Origin of the sequence: Stenotrophomonas sp. GD03654, from assembly GCF_029845105.1 — a bacterium.
GTDB classification, from domain to species: domain Bacteria; phylum Pseudomonadota; class Gammaproteobacteria; order Xanthomonadales; family Xanthomonadaceae; genus Stenotrophomonas; species Stenotrophomonas africana.
The window spans coordinates 41741-65602 of sequence record NZ_JAOCLC010000001.1; the positions used below are offsets into that span (position 1 = coordinate 41741).

General features: G+C 60.2%; 19 protein-coding genes. 15 read left to right on the forward strand and 4 right to left on the reverse strand.

Annotation, left to right across the window (positions count from 1 at the left end; translation table 11 throughout):
* Window positions 1-13 precede the first annotated feature (13 nt).
* The 5 genes from N5J73_RS00230 (at window position 14) to N5J73_RS00250 (ending at window position 7735) form a co-directional block, all read left to right on the forward strand.
* On the forward strand, window positions 14-577 hold the full coding sequence (locus N5J73_RS00230; RefSeq protein ID WP_049400889.1) for a sigma-70 family RNA polymerase sigma factor: 564 nt from the start codon (window positions 14-16) through the stop codon (window positions 575-577).
* Between the two features lie 87 nt (window positions 578-664).
* Entirely contained in the window at window positions 665-1888 is a 1224-nt protein-coding gene (locus N5J73_RS00235) for a TolC family protein (protein ID WP_008266451.1), read from the forward strand.
* Window positions 1889-3058 carry an efflux RND transporter periplasmic adaptor subunit gene (locus tag N5J73_RS00240; RefSeq protein ID WP_032961315.1) on the forward strand — a complete coding sequence of 390 codons (1170 nt, stop codon included), beginning with the start codon at window positions 1889-1891 and terminating at the stop codon, window positions 3056-3058.
* A complete protein-coding gene (locus tag N5J73_RS00245; RefSeq protein WP_008266162.1) occupies window positions 3058-6303 on the forward strand; it encodes a CusA/CzcA family heavy metal efflux RND transporter in 3246 nt (1081 codons plus the stop codon). Before N5J73_RS00240 ends, N5J73_RS00245 begins: the two co-directional genes overlap by 1 nt.
* Before the next feature lie 97 nt (window positions 6304-6400).
* Window positions 6401-7735 (forward strand): MFS transporter, encoded by a 1335-nt coding sequence (locus N5J73_RS00250; RefSeq protein WP_008267238.1) that lies wholly within the window; start codon window positions 6401-6403, stop codon window positions 7733-7735.
* A gap of 111 nt (window positions 7736-7846) precedes the next feature.
* Here the strand turns inward: N5J73_RS00250 and N5J73_RS00255 are convergent, their stop codons facing one another.
* A complete protein-coding gene (locus N5J73_RS00255; RefSeq protein WP_008264507.1) occupies window positions 7847-8170 on the reverse strand; it encodes a hypothetical protein in 324 nt (107 codons plus the stop codon).
* A gap of 379 nt (window positions 8171-8549) precedes the next feature.
* On the opposite strand from N5J73_RS00255, the gene N5J73_RS00260 reads away from it, so the two are divergent.
* The 9 genes from N5J73_RS00260 (at window position 8550) to N5J73_RS00300 (ending at window position 17751) form a co-directional block, all read left to right on the forward strand.
* The gene (locus tag N5J73_RS00260; RefSeq protein WP_223224807.1) at window positions 8550-9200 is read left to right on the forward strand and encodes a HupE/UreJ family protein; all 651 of its coding nucleotides are present in this window, start codon (window positions 8550-8552) and stop codon (window positions 9198-9200) included.
* 19 nt (window positions 9201-9219) lie between these two features.
* Complete coding sequence (locus N5J73_RS00265) at window positions 9220-9870, forward strand: hypothetical protein (protein ID WP_008264806.1); 651 nt, start codon at window positions 9220-9222, stop codon at window positions 9868-9870.
* Between the two features lie 129 nt (window positions 9871-9999).
* Window positions 10000-10365, forward strand: coding sequence for a hypothetical protein (locus tag N5J73_RS00270; protein ID WP_075075811.1), 366 nt, complete (start codon window positions 10000-10002; stop codon window positions 10363-10365).
* An 88-nt stretch (window positions 10366-10453) separates the two neighbouring features.
* On the forward strand, window positions 10454-11704 hold the full coding sequence (locus tag N5J73_RS00275; RefSeq protein WP_075075812.1) for a TolC family protein: 1251 nt from the start codon (window positions 10454-10456) through the stop codon (window positions 11702-11704).
* Window positions 11701-12933 carry an efflux RND transporter periplasmic adaptor subunit gene (locus tag N5J73_RS00280; protein WP_040006894.1) on the forward strand — a complete coding sequence of 411 codons (1233 nt, stop codon included), beginning with the start codon at window positions 11701-11703 and terminating at the stop codon, window positions 12931-12933. The genes N5J73_RS00275 and N5J73_RS00280 overlap by 4 nt, the downstream gene beginning before the upstream one ends.
* Before the next feature lie 9 nt (window positions 12934-12942).
* Complete coding sequence (locus N5J73_RS00285; RefSeq protein ID WP_032961302.1) at window positions 12943-16080, forward strand: CusA/CzcA family heavy metal efflux RND transporter; 3138 nt, start codon at window positions 12943-12945, stop codon at window positions 16078-16080.
* A gap of 29 nt (window positions 16081-16109) precedes the next feature.
* Window positions 16110-16808 carry a HupE/UreJ family protein gene (locus N5J73_RS00290; RefSeq protein WP_008264906.1) on the forward strand — a complete coding sequence of 233 codons (699 nt, stop codon included), beginning with the start codon at window positions 16110-16112 and terminating at the stop codon, window positions 16806-16808.
* A gap of 16 nt (window positions 16809-16824) precedes the next feature.
* Window positions 16825-17466 carry a hypothetical protein gene (locus N5J73_RS00295; RefSeq protein WP_032961297.1) on the forward strand — a complete coding sequence of 214 codons (642 nt, stop codon included), beginning with the start codon at window positions 16825-16827 and terminating at the stop codon, window positions 17464-17466.
* A 39-nt stretch (window positions 17467-17505) separates the two neighbouring features.
* Complete coding sequence (locus tag N5J73_RS00300) at window positions 17506-17751, forward strand: hypothetical protein (protein WP_008267212.1); 246 nt, start codon at window positions 17506-17508, stop codon at window positions 17749-17751.
* 282 nt (window positions 17752-18033) lie between these two features.
* On the opposite strand, the gene N5J73_RS00305 is transcribed toward N5J73_RS00300, so the two are convergent.
* The 3 genes from N5J73_RS00305 to N5J73_RS00315 form a co-directional block, all read right to left on the reverse strand.
* Entirely contained in the window at window positions 18034-19956 is a 1923-nt protein-coding gene (locus N5J73_RS00305) for a TonB-dependent receptor (RefSeq protein WP_226053493.1), read from the reverse strand.
* A 275-nt stretch (window positions 19957-20231) separates the two neighbouring features.
* Window positions 20232-20966 (reverse strand): SDR family NAD(P)-dependent oxidoreductase, encoded by a 735-nt coding sequence (locus N5J73_RS00310; RefSeq protein ID WP_075075813.1) that lies wholly within the window; start codon window positions 20964-20966, stop codon window positions 20232-20234.
* 75 nt (window positions 20967-21041) lie between these two features.
* The gene (locus tag N5J73_RS00315) at window positions 21042-22106 is read right to left on the reverse strand and encodes an SDR family oxidoreductase (RefSeq protein WP_008266446.1); all 1065 of its coding nucleotides are present in this window, start codon (window positions 22104-22106) and stop codon (window positions 21042-21044) included.
* Between the two features lie 276 nt (window positions 22107-22382).
* On the opposite strand from N5J73_RS00315, the gene N5J73_RS00320 reads away from it, so the two are divergent.
* Window positions 22383-23297 (forward strand): LysR family transcriptional regulator, encoded by a 915-nt coding sequence (locus N5J73_RS00320; RefSeq protein ID WP_032962204.1) that lies wholly within the window; start codon window positions 22383-22385, stop codon window positions 23295-23297.
* Window positions 23298-23862: the final 565 nt, after the last annotated feature.

Sequence of the window (23862 nt, forward strand, 5' to 3'; positions counted from 1 at the left end):
CCCCACAAACGTTGTGACCATCGAGGACGACAACAACTGGGCAGTTGAAGCTGCGGCGGGTGATGCTGAGGCCTTCGCTCGCCTGGTCCGCCGTCACTCGCCAGCAATCAAGCAGATGGTTCGAGGCATGGGTCTGCCCGAAACCGACGTCGATGATGTCGTGCAGGAGACATTCGTTGCCGCTTGGCGAGGCCTGTCAGAGTACGATCCGACGCGCTCGGTACTTCCTTGGCTGATGCGTATTGGAATCAACAAGGTTCGTGATACGCAACGGTTTCGACGCGTCCGCCACTTCCTGTTTCGGGCCAAGCCTTTGGATGATGAGGAAGGACGCGCCCTGCATTCCGAGCAGGCCGGGCCAGAGCAGGTTGCCGGTTCTCAGCTTGAGCTCGCAGAAGTAAGAAGGGTTCTCAACACGATCGACCCGAGCCTGCGTGAAGCTCTGGTTCTGACTGCCTTCGTCGGCCTTTCCCAGGTTGAAGCAGCTTCCGCCCTGGGTATCAGTCTCAAAACGATAGAGGGTCGCGTCCTGAGAGCGCGGGCCAAACTGACAGATGCACTGAGCCGCGGGAAATAAATTTTCGCCGGATTCGAGGGGAAGGCCGCGCAGGCCGCGTAGTGCAGAAAGACGGCCGAGATTGCGGCCCCACTGCACCGGATCCTCATGAAACCATCATTGCTTGCCCTGACGGTGATGCTGGCCCTGACCAGTATCTCTGCGGCCTATGCCTCGGACGCCCCGAACTTCAGCGCGTTGCTCGAGCAGAGCAGGGCCCAATCCCCCTTCCTTCAGGAAAAGGGGTTCGACACAGCTGCCGCTGCGGGCGAAGCCCGCCAAGCGCGAGCGCTACGTAACCCCACCATTGATGCCCTCGCAGAGAATCTCAACGCTCCCCCCAGCAATGGCGCGAGCCAGCGGCAGACGACCTACACCATCAGCCAGCCACTCGAGATCTTTGGCCAACGTGGGGCTCGAATCCAGGCGGGAGAGAAAGGGCTGCAGGCGGCCGAAGCTCGCCAGCACCAGGCGCAAGTCGAATTCGCCGCAGCCTTGGCTGTTGCCTACGCGTCTTCCGAAGCTGGGCTGATACGGCGCGACATTGCTGCCGAAGATGTTGATCGCGCCAGAGGCGACCTGAAGGCAGCTCAGGCGCTGGTTGACGCAGGAAAGGAGGCCAGCCTGCGCGTAGCACAAGCCCAGGCAGGCTTGAGCTCAGCAGAAGCGATTGCCGCCTCAAGAGAGGCAGAGGCGGCTGCAGCTCTCGAGCAACTGTCAGTACTGGCGGGAAGAGCGGAACCCTACTCAGGCACGTCCGAGTCACTCCTGGTGCGCGAGTGGGTTGCGCCCGCAATTGCGAACGTCGATTCGGCATCTGTCCTGTCTGCGAAGGCAGACGTCGACGCGAGCGATGCGGTTCTGCGCACTGAACGCTTCAAGCGGGCACCGGACCTGAACCTCACCGCAGGCCGTCGCAACTTCGCCGCCGGTGGGGACGCATTGGTCGTCGGCGTGTCTCTGAGCATCCCATTGTTTGACCGGAACAGTGGCGGGATCAGCGCGGCTCGAGCACGGAGCGACGCCGCCCGTGCTCGATTGGATGCCGCACGCCTCCAGAGCCAGGCGGACCGTGCGACTGCGCTTGCGCGTGTTGACGCCGCCAAGCGAGGACTGATCGCTGCCTCCAAGGGAGAGGAAGCAGCCACGGAAGCCTACCGAATGGCGCGCTTGGGATACGAGGCCGGTAGAACCCCACTGGTTGAGCTGCTGCTTAGCCGTCGCACGCTGACGGACGCGAGGCTGAGCGTGGTGGATGCACGACTCGCACGCGTTGCCGCCTACGCATCGCTCGCCGTGGCCAGCGGTCAGATTGCCTTTGGAGACATGTAGATGAAGAGAAGTATTCCGGCTGTTAACACCCTGACGATGATCGGCGTGGCTACCTTGGCGCTTGGCGCAGGATTTGGCATTGCACGCTTATCCGCCCCTTCAGAGACGGTGGTCGACCCCGCGAAAGACGAAGCCAGCGCCAGTGCGCCGGCGGAGGCGGCTCAGGAAGTCGCGATTCCCAAGGAGTATGTTGCCGCTGCGGGGATCTCGGTGGAGCCCGTCACTTCCGCTCAGGTAGCGGCGAACATCACCGCATCGGGTTCGGTCGTGGCAATCCCCGGTGGTGAGGCCGTCGTGGTGGCACGTGCGGCCGGTAACGTCACCGATGTCATCCGGCAGGTGGGCGACAAGGTGAAGAAGGGCGAAGTGCTGGCACGCGTAGCCAGCCCTGATGGGGCCCGTATTGCGGCTGACCTTCGTGTGGCCAGCGCCAGCCTCTCCCTCGCCGAAAAGAACGTCAAGCGCGATGAGTCGTTGCTCGCACAGGGCGTGTTGGCACGACAAGAGGCCGAGGCGAGTCGCGCCGCTTATCTCACAGCGCAAGCAGAAGCACAACGCGCTGCCCTGGTGGCACGCACCGCCAATGTGGATGGAGGAGGTAGCGTCAACGTCATCAGCCCTATCGATGGAACCATCAGCAGCTCGCAAGTGACTCTGGGCGCTTTCGTCGAGCCGCAGGCCTCCCTCTATAGGGTCACAGGTTCCAATGGCGTGGAGATTCAGGCCTCCGTTCGTGCGGGTGACACCGGTCGGATCAAGGCCGGCGACAGCGCGTCCATTACCCGCTCCGACGGAAGCGTCACCTCAGGCAAGGTCCGTTCAGTTGCTGCCGCCGTAGGTGGGCTGACAAGGGCTGCCACAGTCGTAATCACCCCGAGCGCAGAGGCGAACGGATTGGTTGTGGGTGACGGTGTGCAGGTCCGGCTGGTCACCGCTTCCGGATCGGGTGAGGGGCTGTCTGTCTCGGAAGAGGCGGTCCAGAACATCGACGGAAAAGACGTCCTCTTCGTCAGAACCAGTAAGGGGTTCACTGCACAGCCGGTCTTCATTGGCCTCCGTAGCGGTGGTATGGCGCAGATCCTTTCTGGCGTCACTGCGGGAACCCCGGTTGCTACCCGTAATGCGTTTCTGGTGAAGGCCGAGATGAAAAAGTCGGGCGGAGACGAGTAATGATCGAGCAAGTACTTACGGGTGCCGTACGGCACCGCTGGCTGGTTCTGTTCATCACACTGGTGATTGCGGTGATCGGCGGGTGGCAACTGAACCTGCTACCGATCGACGTGACTCCGGATATCACGAACAAGCAGGTCCAGATCAACACCGTCATCCCGACGCTGAGTCCAGTGGAGGTCGAGAAGCGCGTTACCTACCCGATCGAGACCGCGATGGCAGGACTTCGGGGCGTCGCGAACACCCGGTCGTTCTCGCGCAACGGCTTCAGCCAGGTCACGGTGATCTTCGATGAGAGCGCAGACCTCTACTTCATGCGCCAACAGGTCACCGAGCGACTGACTCAGGCTCGGCCCCAGTTGCCGGAGGGTGCCGAACCGCTGATGGGCCCGGTTTCGACCGGGTTGGGCGAAGTATTCCACTACAGCGTTGAATTCACCCACCCAGATGGCAAAGATGCCCCGCGAAATGATGGTAAGCCTGGCTGGCAAAGCGACGGTTCGTTCCTGACTGATCAGGGGGAACGGCTGACGGACAACATGGCACGTCTGGCCTACTTGCGCACAGTCCAGGACTGGATTGTGCGGCCTCAGCTGCGCACGACGCCGGGCGTAGCAGACGTCGACAGCCTCGGCGGCTACGTCAAGGAGTATGTCGTTGAGCCCAATGCGAGCAAGCTCGCAGAGTACGGGTTCTCCTATACCGACCTAGCCGACGCGTTGCAGGATGCCAACCTGTCGGTCGGAGCAGACTACATCCAGAGGTCGGGCGAGTCCTATCTGGTGCGCGCAGACGCCCGCATCCGCTCCGTGGACGAGATTGCCCGTGCCGTTGTGGGCAATCGCAACGGAGTTCCCGTAACAGTGGGAGACGTCGCACGTGTGGTCGTTGACGGTGAGCTCCGCCGCGGTGCCGCCAGCCGCAATGGCTACGAGACCGTCGTTGGCAGCGCACTCATGCTGGTTGGCGCCAACAGCCGAACTGTGGCGGCCGCAGTGGGTGACAAGCTGCAGGAGATCGGCAAGACCATGCCGCCGGGCGTGAGGATTGTTCCCACGCTGGACCGATCCCAGCTGGTTGTCGCAACGATCAAGACCGTCGCCAAGAACCTGGCCGAAGGCGCTCTTCTAGTCGTGGTCATCCTATTTGCATTGCTCGGAAACTGGCGAGCTGCTGTCATTGCTGCATTGGTGATTCCGTTGTCCCTGCTGATCACCGCGATCGGCATGAACAAGCTCGGGATCTCTGGCAACCTGATGAGTCTGGGTGCGCTCGACTTTGGCCTGATCATCGACGGCGCGGTCATCATCGTCGAGAACGCGCTGCGCCGTTTGGCAGAGCGACAGCATGCACTTGGGCGCCCACTCAATCTATCGGAGCGGCTGCATGAAACGATCGCCTCGTCCAAGGAGATGGTCCGCCCGACCGTGTATGGGCAGGCGGTCATCTTCCTGGTCTTCGTGCCATGCCTGACCTTCCAGGGCGTCGAGGGAAAGATGTTCTCCCCGATGGTAATTACCCTGATGCTGGCGCTGGCCTCTGCATTCGTGCTCTCCCTCACTTTCGTTCCGGCGATGGTGGCGGTCATGCTCAAGGGCCACATTTCCGAGAAAGAAGTACGGGTAGTCGCTGCCACCAAGAGCCGCTATCAGCCGATGCTTCGCAGCGCAATCCGCCAACCCATGCCCTACCTGGCCGGTGGTCTTGGCGTCCTGGTGGCCGGCGTTGTGGCCTTTGGCTTTGTGGGTCGGGAGTTCATGCCCACATTGGATGAGCAGAATCTCAACCTGTCCTCCGTTCGCATCCCGTCCACATCGATCGAGCAGTCCGTCGCCATCGACCTTCCTCTTGAGAAGGCACTGATGACGTTGCCGGAGGTACAGACGGTGTACTCCAAGGCCGGTACCGCAAGCCTGGCCGCAGATCCCATGCCGCCCAACGCGTCCGACAACTACGTGATCCTCAAGCCCAAGGACCAATGGCCGGATGGAGTGAAGACCAAAGAGCAGGTGATCGAGAGGATTCGAGAGAAGACAGCCTTTCTTGTTGGTAACAACTATGACGCCACCCAGCCCATCGAGATGCGCTTCAATGAGCTGATCGGCGGCGTTCGTAGCGACGTTGCAGTCAAGATCTATGGCGAAGACCTGACGGCGCTTGCCGGCAGCGCTGACAAGATTGCGAGCGTCCTCAAGAAGATTCCGGGCGCATCGGATGTCCGTGTGGCGCAAACGGGAGGCTTCCCGACCTTTGACATGGCATTCGACCGGGCCGCGATCGCCCGTTACGGACTGACCGTCAAGGAAGTGGCCGACACAGTGTCTGCTGCGCTGGCAGGTCGCATGGCGGGCCAGATCTTCGAAGGTGATCGGCGCTTCGACGTAGTGGTTCGTCTGCCCCGTGTGGACCGCAGCGATCTCGATGTACTGGGAGCCGTTCCGGTCATGCTGCCGCCAGGCAGTCAGGAAGGCCGTCAGTCTGTTCCGCTTCGTGAATTGGTCAGCTTCCGCTTCACGCAGGGTCTGAACGAAGTCAGCCGCGACAATGGCAAACGTCGAATCTATGTGGAAGCGAATGTGGTCGGGCGTGACCTGGGTAGCTTCGTTGACGACGCCAAGGCGGCTATTGGCCAGCAGGTGCAGTTGCCCACCGGTTCCTGGATCGAATGGGGCGGGCAGTTCCAAAATCTGCAGGCAGCAACGAAGCGACTGGCGATCATTGTGCCTCTCTGCTTCATCCTCATTGCGGCCGTCCTCTACATGGCGATTGGCAACGGTTTGCTGACAGGTACGGTACTGACTGCAGTGCCACTTGCTCTGGCCGGTGGATTCTTCGCATTGGCGTTGAGAGGAATCCCCTTCTCGATCTCAGCCGCTGTGGGCTTCATCGCGGTATCTGGTGTCGCGGTGCTCAACGGCCTGGTTCTGATCTCCGCGATCAAGAAACGCCTGCACGAGGGGCTTCCGCCAGATGAGGCGGTCGAACTGGGTGCAATGGAGCGCGTCAGACCGGTTCTTATGACCGCGCTGGTTGCCTCCCTGGGCTTCGTCCCGATGGCGATTGCAACGGGTACGGGCGCCGAAGTGCAGAAGCCACTGGCTACAGTGGTTATCGGGGGTCTTGCCACGGCAACCGTACTGACGCTGTTCGTGCTGCCTGCGCTGTGCGGGCTGGTACTCCGAAGAACTGCACGCAGGAAGGCCGCGGGCATTGAAGACCCCCTGCCGGTACCCGAAGTCGATTGAGCACAAGCCCCTTCCACGGCTTCACGTCCTGCCCTACGGATCGGATTACGATCCGCAGGGCAGCGGCGCTTTCCACTGTTCCATCTAGAGGTGAGCCATGATCGAGGTCCTACGCTTTCCAACATTCAGGAACCTGTTCGCTGCGCAGGTTATCGCGCTGATCGGCACGGGCTTGGCTACCGTGGCGCTCTCTCTTTTGGCCTATGACCTGGCGGGGGCTGAGGCGGGCGCTGTGCTAGGTACGGCTCTGGCAATCAAGATGATTGTCTACGTGCTGTTGGCCCCTCTGTCCGGAGCGATCGTCCCGGCAAATCTACGCAAACCGGTGCTTATTGCCCTCGACCTGGTGCGGGCGGGCGCGGCGCTTTGTCTGCCGTTCGTCAACCAGATCTGGCAGGTGTACCTGCTCATTGCCTTGCTGCAGTCGGCCTCGGCGTGCTTCACCCCTCTGTTCCAGTCGACGATCCCGGAAATCCTGAAGGAGGAACGCGACTACACCCGAGCACTGTCCCTGTCGCGCCTGGCCTATGACCTGGAGAGCCTGCTGAGTCCCGCGTTGGCCGCTGCTCTGCTGACGCTGATCAGCTTCCACGGCCTGTTCGCTGGTACGTCCGTAGGCTTCGTGATATCCGCCATGCTGGTGTTCTCAACTGCATTCCCCTTCGTTGCTCCTTCCCTGAGAAAGGACGGTCCCTACGCCCGCGCGATTCGAGGAATGCGGATCTACCTGAAGACGCCCAGGCTGAAAGGGTTGCTTGCCCTTAATCTGTGTGCGGCCGCCGGCGGCGCCATGGTGTTCGTGAACACTGTCGTCGTGGTGCGCAACGTTCTCGGCGGAGCAGAGTCACAGGTGGCATGGGCGCTGGCAGCTTTCGGTGGCGGTTCGATGCTGACGGCGCTTGTCCTCCCCAAGGTTCTCGATCGGGTGGCTGACAGGCGTGTGATGCTCTCCGCAGCCCTTGCAATGTGCATTGTACTTGTGACCCTCAGTCTTACCTGGCTGCTCTCGCCCTCCTCCATAGGTTGGCCCATCGTGCTCGCCGGCTGGGCATTGTTGGGGATGAGCTATGCGGGGCTGGTGACTCCTGGCGGCAGATTGCTGCGACGATCAGCGGAATCCACCGATCTGCCATTCCTGTTCGCAGCGCAGTTCTCTCTCTCCCACGTGTGTTGGCTGATTGCCTACCCTCTGGCGGGAACCGTGGGTGCGAAGTTTGGAATGCCAGTGGCGATCATGGCACTGGCAGTAGTCGGCATCGCCGGATTCGTGTTCGCCTGGAGAATCTGGCCCGCCCATGACCCGGACGAGATTTCCCACGGTCACGACGATCTGGCTGCGGACCATCCCCACTGGGCGGAACACGCCTCTTCCAACGGCAAGCATTCACATCGGTATGTCATCGACGACGTGCACCCTCGTTGGCCTGGATGACGGAAACTTGAACAAGGGGCGCGAGAGGGCATTTTCACCGCTCGCGCCCGACGTTGTCATATCGACTTTGCCAGAACAAGCCTCTAGTCTTTGCCCGTGCGATCCCTTCGTCTACCAACCAGCGTGCTGTTGCGCAGCTGCATCTTCATGATGCTGGTGGCGAGTCTGCTCGTGCGACCCGTCCTGAATCATCTGGGTGAGCTGCACGGCTTGCAGCACATCGTGCAGGCTGCGGTGGAACATGGTCACCCCCATGTTGGGGTGAGTGATGCCGCAGACCGTGATCTTGAACACGCGGTTGGATTGCACAGCCTGTTGCACCAGGCCGATCTGACGGCTTCTGTAGGCATCTTGGCCAGCCTTGCTGGACCCGCTCGAGTTGATCTGAGCGATATCCATCCCTGGCACCAGCCAGCGGCAGAGCTTCAGCATCATCGCTCATCCCTGTTCAGGCCTCCTATCGCCTGAGACCCAGGCCTCGTGCTCGCACTGAGCAGAGGCTTGGCAGCGCCCGTCCAGTCAATCCTTACTGGACGTTCGTCGCTGCAAGAAATTATTCATTCGTTCCCCGCCCGGACCCCGCTTACGCGCAGTGATCCGTGTGACGTGCCGTGCGCGCCTTCTGCGCACTCGTAGCACGTTGCGCCGGTTCCCAGTGTCGTAGCGGATAGCTTTGGCGGAGGTCCGCTGACCGCATTCGTAGATCCTCATCATGATCCCCAGTTCTGAATCCGGGACGCTCTCGCGCGTCCTTCTCCAACCCCCACTACTGTCGCACTGGCCGCGAACTCTACTCGCACTGCTTTCCCTGTTCATGCTGCTACTCACAGCTGACGGGGCGTTGGCTCACGCGATCGCCGAAGGCGACAAGGGCTACATCCAGGAAATATCTGGAGTAAATCTGATCGCATTCGCCTATCTGGGCGCGAAACACATGGCCACCGGCTATGACCACATCCTGTTCCTCCTGGGCGTGGTGTTCTTCCTGTACCGGATGAAGCATGTCGCGCTGTATGTGACGCTGTTCGCGATCGGGCACTCCACAACGATGCTGCTGGGTGTGCTGTTCAACGTGGGCATCAACAGCTACCTGATCGACGCAATCATTGGTCTGTCTGTGGTCTACAAGGCCTTGGACAATCTGGGCGCCTACCAGCGTTGGTTCGGCTTCCAGCCAAACACAAAGGTTGCGACGTTGATCTTCGGCCTGTTCCACGGCTTTGGTCTGTCAACCAAGATCATCGAGTACGACATCTCACCCGATGGTCTGTTGCCCAACCTGCTTGCGTTCAACGTCGGCGTGGAGATCGGCCAGATCCTCTCGCTTGGCGCGATTCTGATCGCAATGGGCTACTGGCGCCGCACGCCCAGCTTCTTCAAGCACGCCTACACCGCCAATGCCGCCATGCTCTGCGCCGGATTCATTCTGATCGGCATGCAGCTCACTGGCTACTTCGTTTCCTGACTTTCAAGAGAACTACATCATGTACAACAGTAAGCCCGCCGAAGGCGACCTTCCCACCAGCCGCCAGCTGGGACGCACCACCGCAATTGCCGCCGGCATCGCCATCATCCTCCTGGTTGGAGTGGTGATGCCATCTGAGTACGGAATCGATCCCACTGGTGTTGGTCGGGTACTTGGTCTGAAGGAAATGGGGGAGATCAAGGAACAGCTTGCCGAGGAAGCGGCAGCTGACGCTGCGATGGACGCAAAGGCCGCCGAAGACGAGGCAGCCGCCCTGCTGACGCAGGTGTCCACGCAGAACCGTAAGACCGTTGAAGTTGCTCAGAAGCCTGCCGCGAGTAATGCGGCCACCGCTGCCGAATGGCGGGACGAAGAACAGGTTGTCCTGACGCCGGGCCAGGGCACCGAGATCAAGCTCGTCATGAAGGCGGGCGAGCGCGCCAGCTACCAGTGGTCTGTTGAAGGCGGCGTCGTGAACTTCGACACCCACGGAGACGGCGGCGGTCGAGCGATCAGCTATGAGAAGGGTCGAGGGGAAGCCACCAAGCAGGGGGTGCTCCTGGCTGCCTTCGATGGCAACCACGGATGGTTCTGGCGCAACAGGGGCGAGGAGCCCGTAACGCTTCTGCTCCGCACCGGAGGGGAGTACGAGTTGATCAAGAAGATGTAAACCGCAGCGGTGAGCGGTGGCCGGGTGCGCTTAAGGCCCGGCCACCGCCCTATGTGGGGTATTTCCGATGGGCTGCGCCCAGTTTCGGCCCCTCGACAACCCCAGCCAGCCCCGCTTAAGCTAACCCATATGCGTCTTTCCGCCCGCCACGGCCTTGCCCTCAGGATCAGCTTCTTTGCGCTGATGCTGTTGAGTGTCGTTGCGCGGCCGATGGTGATCCAGCTCAGCGAACTGCACGGATTGGAACATGACATCGCAGCAGCGGTGGATCATGGCCATTCACATGCCGGCGGTGCGGGCGACAATCTGGACCCGGATCACGCCACTGGCGCTCATGCGGTACTGCATCAGGCAGACGCGAGTTTCGCTGGAAGCTTGTTCACGCCCCACGTCTACCTGGCTTCACTACCGCTGGCCGGTGAAGTCCATGCTCTGCGACTTCTGAGGGTGCCTGCAGGGCACCCGGCGTCACCCTTCCGACCTCCGATCGTCTGACGACCCTAGCTGCGCTCTAGCAGCCTGAGCGCGCCTCCCGTGTAGCGGGACGCGGCGCGTCGTTCTGACTTTCTTTCCGGAGGCTTCCGTGAAATTCCGTAGTGTGTGGGCGCTGGCTGTTGCCGGCGCCTGCGGTGTGGCCCTTCCTGGCCACGCCGCCGAAGTGCTGCGCCTGGAGGATGCGGTTGCCCGCGCCCTTGGCACTCACCCAAGCGTGCAGGCAGATGCCGCACAAATAGAGGCGACAAAGAACCGTGCGGCGCGAGAGGGCTTAGCAGCCCCGTTGGTGCTCGGCGGAGAACTGGAGAACGTGGCCGGTAGTGGCAGCGTGCGAGGTATGGACGCTGCCGAGGCAACGTTCCGGGTATCCAAGATTCTGGAACTGGGTGGCAAGCGGGCGGCCCGCCAAGCGCTTGGCGGCGCGGAGGTCGATGCAGCCCAGCGAGAGGCTGATGTGACCCGGGTGGCCATCGCCACACGCACCGCTGGTCGATTCATCGACGTGCTTGCGGCGCAGGAGCATGTCGAGCATGCGGAAGAGCGGATTCGTATGGCCCGCGCGCTCCAGCGAGAGGTGGCCCGCTGGGTCTCTGCGGCACGGAACCCGGACTCAGACCTGAGGGCCGCTGAAATCGCCCTGGCCGATGCAGAGCTCAAGCGTGATCAAGCAGTCCAGCGGTTGGAGGCATCGCGCATGGCGCTTGCGTCTTCCTGGGGCTCTTTCACCGCTGACTTCGACACCGTCGCCGGCGATACAAACATCCTCCCCCCGCTGGATGACTACCAGACGCTGTCCGAACGCCTTCAGAACGCGCCACAGCAACGTGCCTTCGATGCCCAGTCCAGAATTCTTGCCGCGCGCCGCGATGTCGCCGTTTCCAGCGCGAAGCCTGACGTGAGTGTTGGATTTGGACTTCGCCGTCTTGAAGCAACGAAGGACAGTGGCTTGGTCATGTCGATCTCGGTTCCCTTGGGAACCCGGCGTCGATCAGCCTACTCGGTATCCGAAGTCGACTACGAACTGAGTGCGCTCAAGTCACGCCGTGAAGCACAAATGTTGGAGCTCAACCAGGAGCTGTTCGGAGTCTATCAACAGCTGCGCCAAGCGCAGTTGGAGGTCACCTCCGTTCGTGAGCGGCAGCTCCCCAAGGCGGAGCAGGCGATGAATCAGAGCCGTCGTGGCTTCGAGGAGGGTCGATTCTCCTATCTCGCATTGAGCCAGGCGCAGAAGACGCTGTTCGACCTTCGTGAGCGCGAAGTCGAGTCCGCCGCACTCTATCTCCGATTGCTGGTCGAGGCAGATCGCCTCACCGCCTCCGCCCAGGATATCCGCCCATGAATCGTTACGCCCTTCTTATGTTGCTTCCGCTGGCACTGGCCGCCTGTGGCGGTGAAAAGCCGGTTGAGAAAGAAGCCGCAGAGTCCACCGCCGCGGCCGGCGACTACGAGCGCGGCCCCAACCGCGGTCGCATGCTCCGCGATGGTGATTTCGCACTTGAAGTCACCGTCTATGAAACCAACACGCCTCCTCAGTTCCGCCTCTACGCCTATCGAAATGACAAGCCGATCTCACCGAATGAGGTGAAGGCAACAATGCAGTTGAAGCGCCTCGACGGTGAGGTCAATGATTTCACTTTCACCGCCGAAAACGACTATCTCGTGGGGAACGGCGAGGTCGTGGAACCTCATTCTTTCGACGTGAAGGCAGACGCAGTGGTAGGAGGAAAGACACACACCTGGTCCTATCAGTCCTATGAGGGCCGTACCACCATCGAGCCAAGCGCTGCCAAGGATGCGGGTGTGGTGGTGGAAGAGGCTACCGCTGGCACTATCCGCGATACGGTCACGCTGATGGGGAACATCGCGGTCAACACTGGCCGCCAGGCCGCCGTCAAAGCACGATTCCCAGGTATTGTCCGCAGCGTGTCGGTCGAGATGGGCCAACGCGTTTCCGCAGGGCAGACGCTGGCGACGGTTGAAGGCAATGACAGCATGCGCACCTACGCGGTGATTGCTCCCTTCAGCGGCATCGTTCTTGCGCGCAACACCAGTGTTGGTGATGTGGCCGCCGACAACACACTGTTCGACGTTGCCGATCTGTCAGAGGTCTGGGTCGATCTACGAGCTCTGGGCACTGACGCCGAGCGTCTCGCTCCAGGTCAAGCAGTGCGGATCCGTTCCGCCACGGGTGCCTTGGAGACTGAAGGTAGGCTCCAAAGCCTGCTTCCGCTGGCAAGCAGCGGCCAAAGCGTGGTTGCGCGCGTGAGTATCCCCAATGGTGACGGCAAGTGGCGTCCAGGAATGGCTGTCTCGGCCGAGGTCATCATTGCCGAGACACCTGTTCCACTGGCCGTCAAAGAGTCAGGGCTCCAGCGATTTCGCGACTTTACCGTCGTATTTGCGCAGGTGGGCGATACCTATGAGGTGCGCATGCTTGAGCTTGGAAAGCGTGATGGCGAGTGGGCAGAGGTTCTTGGCGGACTGAAGCCCGGAACGCGGTACGTCGCCGAGCAGAGCTATCTGATCCGTGCAGACATCGAGAAGTCTGGCGCCAGCCACGACCACTAAGGATCCATCATGCTAGAGCGAATCATTCGCGCGTCCATCGCGCATAGATGGCTTGTGCTGCTTCTGGTCCTGGCGCTGTCAGGCTTGGGCATCTGGAACTACAGCAAGCTGCCAATCGACGCCGTCCCTGACATCACCAATGTCCAGGTCCAGATCAACACCGAAGCACCGGGCTACTCTCCACTGGAGGCAGAGCAGCGGGTAACGTTCCCCGTCGAGACAGCCTTGGCCGGCTTAGCCAAGCTGGAGTACACGCGGTCCATCTCGCGTTATGGTCTCTCCCAGGTCACCGTTGTATTCGAAGACGGTACCGACATCTACTTCGCGCGGCAGCAGGTGGCCGAGCGCTTGCAGCAAGCCGCATCCCAGCTCCCAACTGGGCTGAAGCCAACGCTGGGCCCGGTCGCCACCGGTCTCGGTGAGATCTTCATGTACACCGTGGAAGCCGAGAAGGGTGCTGAAGAGACCTGGACGCCGATGGCGCTTCGTACCCTCCAGGATTGGGTGGTACGCCCCCAGATGCGACATCTGAAAGGTGTTACAGAGGTCAACACCGTCGGTGGCTATGTGCGGCAGTTCCACATCACGCCTGACCCGCGCAAGCTTCAGGCGTACGAGCTGACCATGCAGGATGTGATGGAGGCCGTGGCGCGCAGCAATGCGAACGTGGGTGCCGGCTACATTGAAAAGAGTGGTGAACAGTACCTTGTGCGCGTTCCTGGCCAAGTGGCGGACATGGACGGCCTGCGCAAGATCGTGGTCGCCAATCGCGAGGGGCTGCCGCTTCGCGTCGGTGACCTCGCAGACGTTCACGAGGGCACCGAACTGCGAACGGGTGCAGCGACCAAAGATGGCAAGGAAGTGGTACTTGGTACTGCATTCATGCTCATTGGTGAGAACAGCCGCGAAGTCGCTCAGCGAACCGCTGCCAAGCTGAAGGAGATCGACGAGACGCTTCCAGAAGGTGTCCGCGCGCATGCGGTCTATGACCGTACGGAGCTGGTCGACCGCACCATTGAAACCGTCAAGAAGAACCTACTGGAAGGTGCCCTGCTGGTCATTGCGGTGCTGTTCCTTCTGCTCGGAAATCTTCGCGCCGCACTGATCACGGCCGCGGTCATTCCTTTGACCATGCTGCTGACCATCTCCGGCATGGTCCAGAACCGTGTCTCAGCAAATCTGATGAGCTTGGGTGCGCTGGACTTCGGTCTGATCGTCGACGGCGCGGTCATCATTGTTGAGAACTGTCTGCGCCGCTTCGGCGAGCGTCAGCACGCCCTGGGGCGTCTGTTGACCCGGGATGAGCGCTTTGCTTTGGCCGCCAGCGCCAGTGCCGAGGTGATCAAGCCCAGCTTGTTCGGCTTGTTCATCATTGCCGCCGTCTACATCCCGATCTTTGCGCTCTCCGGCGTGGAAGGAAAGATGTTCCACCCGATGGCCCTGACCGTCGTTATCGCGCTGACTGGTGCGATGGCATTGTCCCTCACGTTCGTTCCCGCTGCGGTTGCTCAGTTTGTCACGGGCAAGGTCTCGGAGAAGGAAACCAAGGCTATGCGGGGCGTAACCAAGCTGTATGGCCCGATGCTGGAGCGGGCAGTCAGTGCTCGCAAACTGGTTGTGGGTGGTGCAGCCGTCCTCACCGTACTGGCGGGTCTTCTGGCCAGTCGCATGGGCACTGAGTTCATTCCGAATCTGGACGAAGGTGATATTGCGCTTCACGCGCTGCGCATTCCCGGCACTAGTCTGACGCAAGCCATCGGCATGCAGCGCCAGCTTGAAGCGACCATCAAGAAGTTCCCCGAGGTGGATGAGGTTGTCGCAAAGATCGGCACAGCAGAGGTAGCGACCGACCCCATGCCACCGTCGGTCGCAGACACCTTCATCATGCTCAAGGATCGCGACCAATGGCCTGATCCCCGCAAGCCAAAGGCGCAGCTCATTGCTGAGCTGGAGAAGGCTGTCCGAGCAATTCCCGGCAACAACTACGAGTTCACCCAGCCCGTGCAGATGCGCATGAACGAGCTGATTGCCGGTGTACGCGCCGAGGTGGCGGTGAAGTTGTACGGTGACGACCTGGATCAGCTGGCGCAGATCGGCAGCCAGATCGAGGACGCCGCAGGTTCCATCCCAGGCGCCGCAGACGTGAAGTTAGAGCAGATCAGTGGTCTGCCTCTTATGACCATCACGCCTGACCTGGGTGCTTTGGCCCGCTATGGCGTTTCGATCGACGAGGTCCAGAAGACCATCTCTGTTGCGCTGGGCGGTGAGGCGGTCGGTCAGGTCTTTGAGGGTGATCGTCGCTTCGACATCGTCGTTCGTCTGCCCGAGAACCTGCGTCAGGACACCCGGACGCTCGCATCGCTACCGGTAGCCGTCGCCGTCGGGGCCAGTTCCGGCGAACAGAGAGCGTTCGTTCCGCTGGGGCAGCTGGCTAAAGTTGAAGTTGCGCCAGGCCCAAACCAGGTCAGTCGCGAGAACGGCAAGCGTCGCGTCGTCATCACCAGCAACGTACGTGGTCGCGACCTTGGTTCGTTCGTAGAGGAGCTGCGAGAGAAGGTTGGTCAGGAGGTGCAGTTGCCGGAAGGCTACTGGATTGAGTATGGCGGTACCTTCGAGCAGCTCATCTCTGCCAGCAAGCGGCTGTCCGTGGTCGTGCCGGTCGTCCTGGTGATGATCTTCGGCTTGCTCTTCATGGCGTTCGGCTCGGGCAAGGATGCTGCCATCGTGTTCAGCGGCGTTCCACTTGCGTTGACCGGTGGCGTGGTGGCTCTGTGGATGCGTGACATACCCCTGTCCATTTCTGCAGGCGTGGGGTTCATCGCGCTGTCGGGCGTCGCCGTGCTCAACGGCCTGGTCATGATCAGCTTCATCAAGAGCCTTAGGGAACAGGGCACTCCCCTGCACCAAGCGGTAACCGAAGGTGCACTGACCCGGCTGCGCCCCGTGCTGATGACGGCCCTGGTTGCCAGCCTGGGCTTCCTGCCAATGGCCCTAAACGTTGGGGCTGGCGCGGAAGTTCAGCGCCCGCTGGCGACGGTCGTTATCGGCGGAATCATCTCCTCCACGCTGCTGACCTTGCTGGTGTTGCCGGCGCTCTATCGCCTCATCCACCGTGAAGGGGATGAGCGGAAGGAGGACGCAGCGTGAACCCGTCCATCTCAACCCCTCCCAGGAACATGCAGTTGACCATTTCCAAACGAACCCAAGCGTGGCTCTACCTGCTTGCAGCCATCCTTCTGCCTTGCGTTGCTTGGGCGCATGGCGTCAGTGAAGGCGACCAGGCCTTCCTGGAAGACAGTACCGGCCTGCAGCTCATCGCGTTCACGTACCTCGGCGCCAAGCACATGGTGACTGGATACGACCACCTCCTGTTTCTGTTCGGGGTGATCTTCTTCCTGTACCGGATGCGTGATGTCAGCATCTACGTGACGTTGTTCGCGATCGGCCACAGCACCACCTTGCTGCTAGGTGTCCTGGGCGGATTGCATGTGAATGCGTACCTGGTCGACGCAATCATTGGCCTGTCGGTTGTCTACAAGGCGCTGGACAACATGGGCGCGTTCAAGCGCTGGTTTGGGGTACAGCCCAACACCAAAGCCGCCGTGCTGATCTTTGGCTTCTTCCATGGCTTTGGTCTAGCGACAAAGCTGCAGGATTTCTCGCTCTCACCTGACGGGCTTGTCCCAAACATGCTCGCCTTCAACGTGGGGGTCGAGATCGGACAGCTGCTCGCGCTCGCAGGCATCTTGATCGTGATGGGCTTCTGGCGCCGCTTGCCGTCATTCCATCGACAGGCGTACAGCATCAACACCGCCCTTATGTGCGCCGGCTTCGTGCTTGTTGGCATGCAGCTCACCGGCTACTTCGTTTCCTGAATCTACAGAGGTACTCATGTCCATCACGCTTTCCAATCAGCTGCCCAGCACTCGCAAGCTGCTGAAATCCACCGCCCTGGCCGCTGCCGTTGCAGGGGTGATTCTGCTCACCACCGTGCTTCCCGCGGAGTACGGAATCGACCCTACGGGCGTAGGTAAGGTTCTGGGTCTGGACGCCCTAGCCTCCACTGACCAGGTAGAGGCCGTAGCTCCCCCAGTTCCGGCATCTGCTGGCAGCGCCGAAGCCGTCTCGGCGCTGTTCGAGAAGGCCAAGGTTGCCTTCGGGAGCAATGGCAAGCAGGCCTTCGAACCCGCCGCTGTCTCTCTCGCCAGCACTCCTTTACGGCAGGACTCACTGACGATCGAGCTTGCCCCTGGTAAGGGCCAGGAGGTGAAGGCCCATATGGCTCAGGGCGCTGGGATGGTTTTCAGCTGGAAGGCCACGTCTGATGTTGCCGTGGACATGCACGGCGAGCGTCCCGACGTGAAGGGCCCCTGGACCAGCTACGCCGTTGAAGGCGCCCAGCGTCAGGCCGAGGGAACGTTCATTGCTCCCTTTGAAGGTACCCATGGGTGGTACTGGCAGAACCGCGGCAGCACCCCCGTGATCATCGAGGTGCAAATTACCGGCTACCAAGCCGACCTCTACCAGCCGTGACACCCGGCATAACGCCGAAATCAACCTAGGAGAAGCAACATGAAGAATCGTTTTGCCCTCATCAGCGTCCTTTTCGCTTCCATTGCAGCGTCCGCATCGGCCTTCGCACATGATCCGGCGCTTCATGCCGAGTCGGAAGTGAAGGAGGCGCCTAAGGCAAAGCCTGCTACGTGTGAACAGCTGGCTGACCGGACGAAGTTCAAGGTGGATCTTGCCGATCCTCAGACCAAGGCGCTGAAGGACAGGTGCGACGCTCAGGCGCAGTCGGCTGCGAAGAAGAAGTAATTGATTGCGGCGAATGGTCCGGCTTGGGTGAAGTCGGACCATTCGTCTTTACCCTTGAGCCAAGCGAATAGTGCCAGCGTCGTCCTACAAATAGACCTCGGTTAGACCCTCATTCTTCCAACAGGCTCGCTCTCGAATGCTAGCGTTTGACCGGAGGATTGCGATTAGAGCCGCACTCGGGCTTACATTCTCCAAACCCGAGTGCGGCAAAGTTCATTTGCAATCATCGACGTGATCGAACGTGCTGAACCGAACGCAATCTCCTGACCTGATCAACCCGCCTTAGAAGCGCGCGGTCGCGCCCACAAAGAGCGTGCGTGCGCCGCCGTCGTAATTATTGCCTTCTTCAAGCGTGGAAACATCACCCAAGTTCAGTACGCCGACGCGCAAGGTCAGGTTTTCGTTCACATCGAGAGCGGTGACCAGATCCACCGTGGTGTATGCCTTGGCGAAGGTAGGTCTGGACGAAGACACAAGCTGCTTCCCGATGTGTTGCGCGCTGAGGTTAAGCGACCATGCATCGGACACGCTCCAGTTCAGCGAAGTGTTGGCGGTGATCTTCGGCACCACTAGCAGGCTGGCGCCGGTGGTGCGGTTCTTCGATTCCAACATGCGTGTGGCGTTGGTGGTCCAGCTCAGTCGCTCGTGCAGCGGCACGGTCACACTGGCTTCCACGCCTCGCGTGCGAGCCTTCTGGATGTTCTGCGCCACCGTCCACCAGAAGCCGTTTACGAAGCTAGTGTTCTGGCCTGGGATCTCGCGCAGCGGCACCTGTTCGATCTTGTCGTCGAAGTTGGTCAGGAAGTAGGTGGCCGATGCGGACCAGCCGTTCTGGTCGAAGCCCACGCCAAGCTCATAGTTGGTGCTGGTTTCCGGTTTCAGGTTCGGGTTACCGGCCATGTAGCAGCCGGTCGTGCCGTCGGCGTTGATCAGCCGGCTGTTCCAGCCTTCCGGGGTCAGGCTGCCGCAGCCGCGTCCCAGAGACTGGGTGGCCGCACCAGCGGTGCCCTGCTTAAGATTGGGCGCGCGGAACCCTTTGGAGACACCGCCGCGTACTGTCCATGCGTCTGCCGGGTGCCACACGCCGTAGATGCGCGGGCTCACGTTGTCGTCGTAGTTGTCGGTGTTGTCCCAGCGCACGCCCAGAGTCAGCACGAAGCGCTCGTGCAGGGTGATGTGGTCTTCGGCGAACAAGGCCCATGAGTCCGCTTCACTGGTCGGGCTGATGCGGCTGCTGCCGGTCCAAGTCACAGGTACGGTACCGATGGTGTCGCTGTTTTCCAGCTGCTCGCGCTTCCACTGACCACCCACGTTCAGGCTGTGCTCGAAGCCCCAATGGAAAGCGGTGGTGAAGGCAGTATCGAACACCGTTTCCTTCGAATGGTTGCCCACCGCACTGCCCTTGTCTTGGTAGTCGTTCCGCACAAGGGTGGTCTTGGAGGTGGTGGAGTCGCCGTAACGGCCATCATGGCCCAGCACGTAACCGGTCTGTACCAGCTTGGACAGACCCCAGGCATATACATCACCGCTGCCGGTGTTGCGCTGCACGCCGCGCGACCCTTCTATGGTCAGTGCGTGGTCATCGTTGAGGCGCCAGTGGAACTGCAGGTTGGCATTCTCCGCCTTGCTGCCCGGAGTCTGGCCCTCAAGGCGATCGGACTTGCGGTCGGTCACGTTGGCCCCGATGCGGATCCCCAGGTTGTCGGTCAGTGGGCCGCTGAAAAGGGCACCCATCTGCGTGGTATCACCGCGGGTGGATGAATCGGGCACGCTGTGGTTCAAGGTGACCGAGCCGCCCCAGTGGTCGGAAATCTTGCGGGTAATGATGTTGATCACGCCGCCCATCGCATCCGAACCGTATAGCGACGACATCGGGCCGCGCACCACTTCTATTCGTTCGATCATGTCCGGCGACAGCCAGTTCAGATCCTGCGGACCCAGGTCGTCGCGGTAGTTCACGCCGGAGGAGTTGCCCTGGCGGCGGCCGTCGATCAGGATCAGCGTGTACTGCTCGGGCAGTCCACGCAGGCGGATCTTCGACTGCGCTCCGGACAGTGCATAGCCACCGGTCACTCCAGGGACGGTACTCAGCAGCTGGCCGATGCTGGTGACCGGCTTACGCTCGATCTCCTCGCGGCTGATAACGCTAATGCTGGCTGGCGCATCCCTGATCCACTGCTGGGCACCGGTGGCGGTAACGACCAAGGTGTCCAACTGCTTGACGGAGGAGGCATGCGTCAAAGCTTCAGCGCTGGCATGCGAAGAAAGGGCCAGACCAATAGCAACTGTCAGCGTGGGAAGAGCAAGTCGTGACTTCAGGTATGTGTGCGACATCTCGGGGTAATCCGGTAACGGGCATTATTGCTGGGGAATGGCTGCCTCGCTTGATTCCGGAAAACGCCCATATCGGGTCGAGGGCTGGCTTGCGTCTTGAGGTCAGGTATCAAACTGTGGCCGACCGATGCTGTCTGGGCAGCACCTCAGCTGGACTGGCTCATGCTCCAAGTCGTCCATACGCCGGTCCGCAAGGTCCGCGGTTGCTGCAAGCAATAGACAATCTGCGAGGCTACATCCTGCGCGGCCATGAATTCGCTCAAACGGGGATCGTCGGCCGTGCGACCGTGACCCACGGCAAAAGATGTATGAGTACCTGCGGGGCAGATGGCACTCACGCGAATCCCATCTTTCCTTACTTCTCGGTCCAAGCCGCCCGCAAAAATGAGCTGGGCGGCCTTGGTACCTGCGTAGACGGCTTCGTCCGCCCCACTGCGATGAGCTGCGACGCTCGATACGATCAAAATATCCCCGCCACCAACGCTACGAAGATGAGGGAGGAAAGCACGTACCGTGAGGACCGTTCCGAGATAGTTGATTTCACACATTTCGATGACTTGATCATCGCTTGCGTCAGCGACTCCGCCGTAGTAGCCAACCCCGGCGTTGGCCACTACCGAATGTACGCTTCCAAAGTGATCAATGCCGCAAGATGCGAAGGCACCCACGCTATCCGGATCGCGCACATCCAGACGCATCCAGTAGGCGCGATCAGCGCCGAACTCATCCTGTAGCCGCTTGAAGTCACCTAAACGCCTGGATCCTCCAAGAACGCTTCCACCACTGCGTAAGATCATCTCCGCCGTTGCCAGTCCGATCCCCGAACCGGCGCCAGTAATGGCAACGCAGCGGTTTCTAAGGCTGTAACTTGCTTCTGTCAAGGTCTATCTCCTACGTTCGTTGGCGACCAGGTGTAGTTGAGTCATGAAAGGAGTTGGGGTCGTCTGTGACGCAAGTTAGGGGCGTGCAGCGCCACCTTCGGCCCCATACACCTGGCCGTTCGCATAACTGGCGTCGCTTGCCGCAAGTTGGACGAAGATTGAACCCAGCTCAGCAGGCTGACCTGCGCGTCCTAGCGGCTTGTCCCCCCCGAAGTTCGGAATCTTCTCGGATGCAGTCCCGCCACTGATCTGCAACGGAGTCCAGATAGGACCTGGAGCAACTCCGTTTACCCGAATCCCCTTAGGGCCAAGCTGCTTAGCCATCGAGCGAACGTAGCTAACCTGCGCACTCTTCGTCATCGCATAGTCGACCAGGTAGGGGGACGGATCGTAGCCCTGCTCAGACGTAGTAACGATGATGACGCTTCCAGGCGGAAGAGACACACGCAGTGCCTCTTGGGTCATCCATACCATTGCATTGATGTTGGTAAGGAAGGTGTTCTCGAGGTGTTCGTCGGTAATCTTTAGAATGTCCGGCTCCTGCTGCTGATACGCCGCGTTCAGCACCAAGGTGTCGATCGAGCCCAACGCCGATGCCGCCTTGCGCACAAGATCCAGGCAAAAGTCTTTGCTGCGAATATCACCAGGTAAAGCGTATGCCTGACGGCCGGTTGCGCGTATCAGCGCAATAACTTCACGCGCATCTTCCTCTTCTTCAGGCAAATAGTTGATGGCCACATCGGCACCCTCGCGGGCGTATGCAATGGCAGCGGCCCGACCGATTCCTGAGTCTCCTCCCGTAATCAGTGCCTTGCGGCCTTCAAGGCGCCGATTGCCTCGATAGGTTTTCTCACCGTGGTCCGGCAGCGGACGCATCTTCGACGCAAGCCCCGGCCAAGGCTGTTCTTGGCGCGGGTAGGGTGGCCGAGGATATGCCTGCCGAGGGTCGATCAGGCCGGCTCGCGGGCGGCCCTGACCCTGCGCCTCCGAGAGTACCGCAGCGGGCACAGCACCGAATGCCGAGGAAGCAGCAATTCCGCTGGCGATGGCCACACTGCTTCCCGCAATAAACTGTCTGCGGCCGATGACCGGCGTGGCTTCATCGTCGTGCTCAGGCAAATCACTATTCGAATTTGACATGTTCATCCCAGTTGATTGGTCACTCTGGCCCAAGCAAATTTGAGTACAGCGACCGTGGAGGAGACGCAACTTTACTGCGGCGAACATGCGCAAGTAGCAATTTTATTGCTGAAGTTCTTTCAATTCAGAAATGATCGAAAGCGTCGACGGCGCAGCTTCTTGCCATGCCATCCTCGGCGATAATGGGGAAGCATCTGCACTGCGTTCGATCCATAAATCATGCTTTGTGCGGCGGATCATTGGCACGTTTAGTAATCGATACCCGGGTGAAGTGTCTTGAAAGGTGATCTAGAGAGAATAAGCATTTCAGATCTAGCTGCGTTCATCGAGATCGCTCGGCATGGATCAATGCGCGCCGCCGCCCTCGAACTTGGCTTATCTGCCTCAGCTCTAAGTCACGCCTTAAAGCGGCTGGAAGATCGACTGGGTGTGCGTCTCGTTAATCGTACGACCCGTGCGCTTTCGATCACCGTTGAAGGACGCGAACTGGAACGCTATGCAGCCACTGGCCTAGATACAATTGGAGAGGGTCTAGCCGCGATTCGGGCTCGGAAGCAGTCAGAGATCCAGATGCTCAAGATCTCGCTATCACACGATGCGGCGCGCCTCCTACTCTGGCCAGTGCTGTGGAGCTTTCAGCAACGCTGGCCTAACGTCCATCTTGATCTAGTGATAGAAGAACGCCTGGTGGACTTAGTAGCGGAAGGCTTTGACGGCGGCATTCGATACGGTGACCGAGTGCCAGAGGGGATGGTTGGTCTGGAGCTTACACATCCGCTTAAGTGGGTGGTCGTGGCAGCGCCCAGCTATCTGCAACATGCTGGGAGACCTGAGAATCCAAGCGATCTGCGGCGGCATGTTTGTATTGAGAACAGAATCGGCGACGGCTCAATCTATCGCTGGGAACTTGGCGACGGTGATCGTATGGTCAAGGTAATTCCCAGCGGAATGCTGAGGGTGAGCAGCACCGACTCTCTGCTCGCTGCAACGTTGCAGGGATTGGGGTTGGCATACTGTCTGGAACTCAGAGTGCAGGACGAAATCTCGTCCGGCGCACTTGAAGTTGTGATGCCAGACTGGGCATCAATGGGCGCACCATTCATGCTGTACTACCCCACTCGTCGCCAATCCCTGCCCGGCCTCAAGGGGCTAGCGGAGGTAATTCGGACACAGATGATCGATGCATGCTAAAACATGCTCCAAACTATGGAGTTGGGATCGACATGAATGGTCTGCCAACGTACTCCATCACCAGTTCGATACCGGAGTGCTCTCCAGACTCTCCCTCTGGATCACATATGTAGGTTGCTGTGAGGCAATGAGAGCGCTTCTTGCCACCGGCATCAGACAGAGCCAGTCCGGAGGACTCCGAGAATGGATGCCCTGGACTCGCTAGTTCCATAAGCACCTCGTCCATATGAGTGGGTATCGGAATGCAGTCCCTTCATATGGAAGCGTTCAATTGCCAACCACTGTTGAGGCGCTGAAGTTGCGGTCCTCCGCTGTGGTTGGCTTTAACATTCCTAAACGCGGATGAGACCAAAAACCCTACCTTCAATACTGCCACATCAGCACGAGTTCGAAGCCGAATTTACTGAAGAATGATTGGCACTGCCACGACGAGGCGTTGAGCGGGCTCGGACAGATCTCACCTCTTGGACCATCAGACTGAATCCGCACAAACTTCAAAAGAAGAACTTAATTGGACGCTGCGATTGGCCAATTCCATCTGATTTGAACCTACACTCTGTTCGAG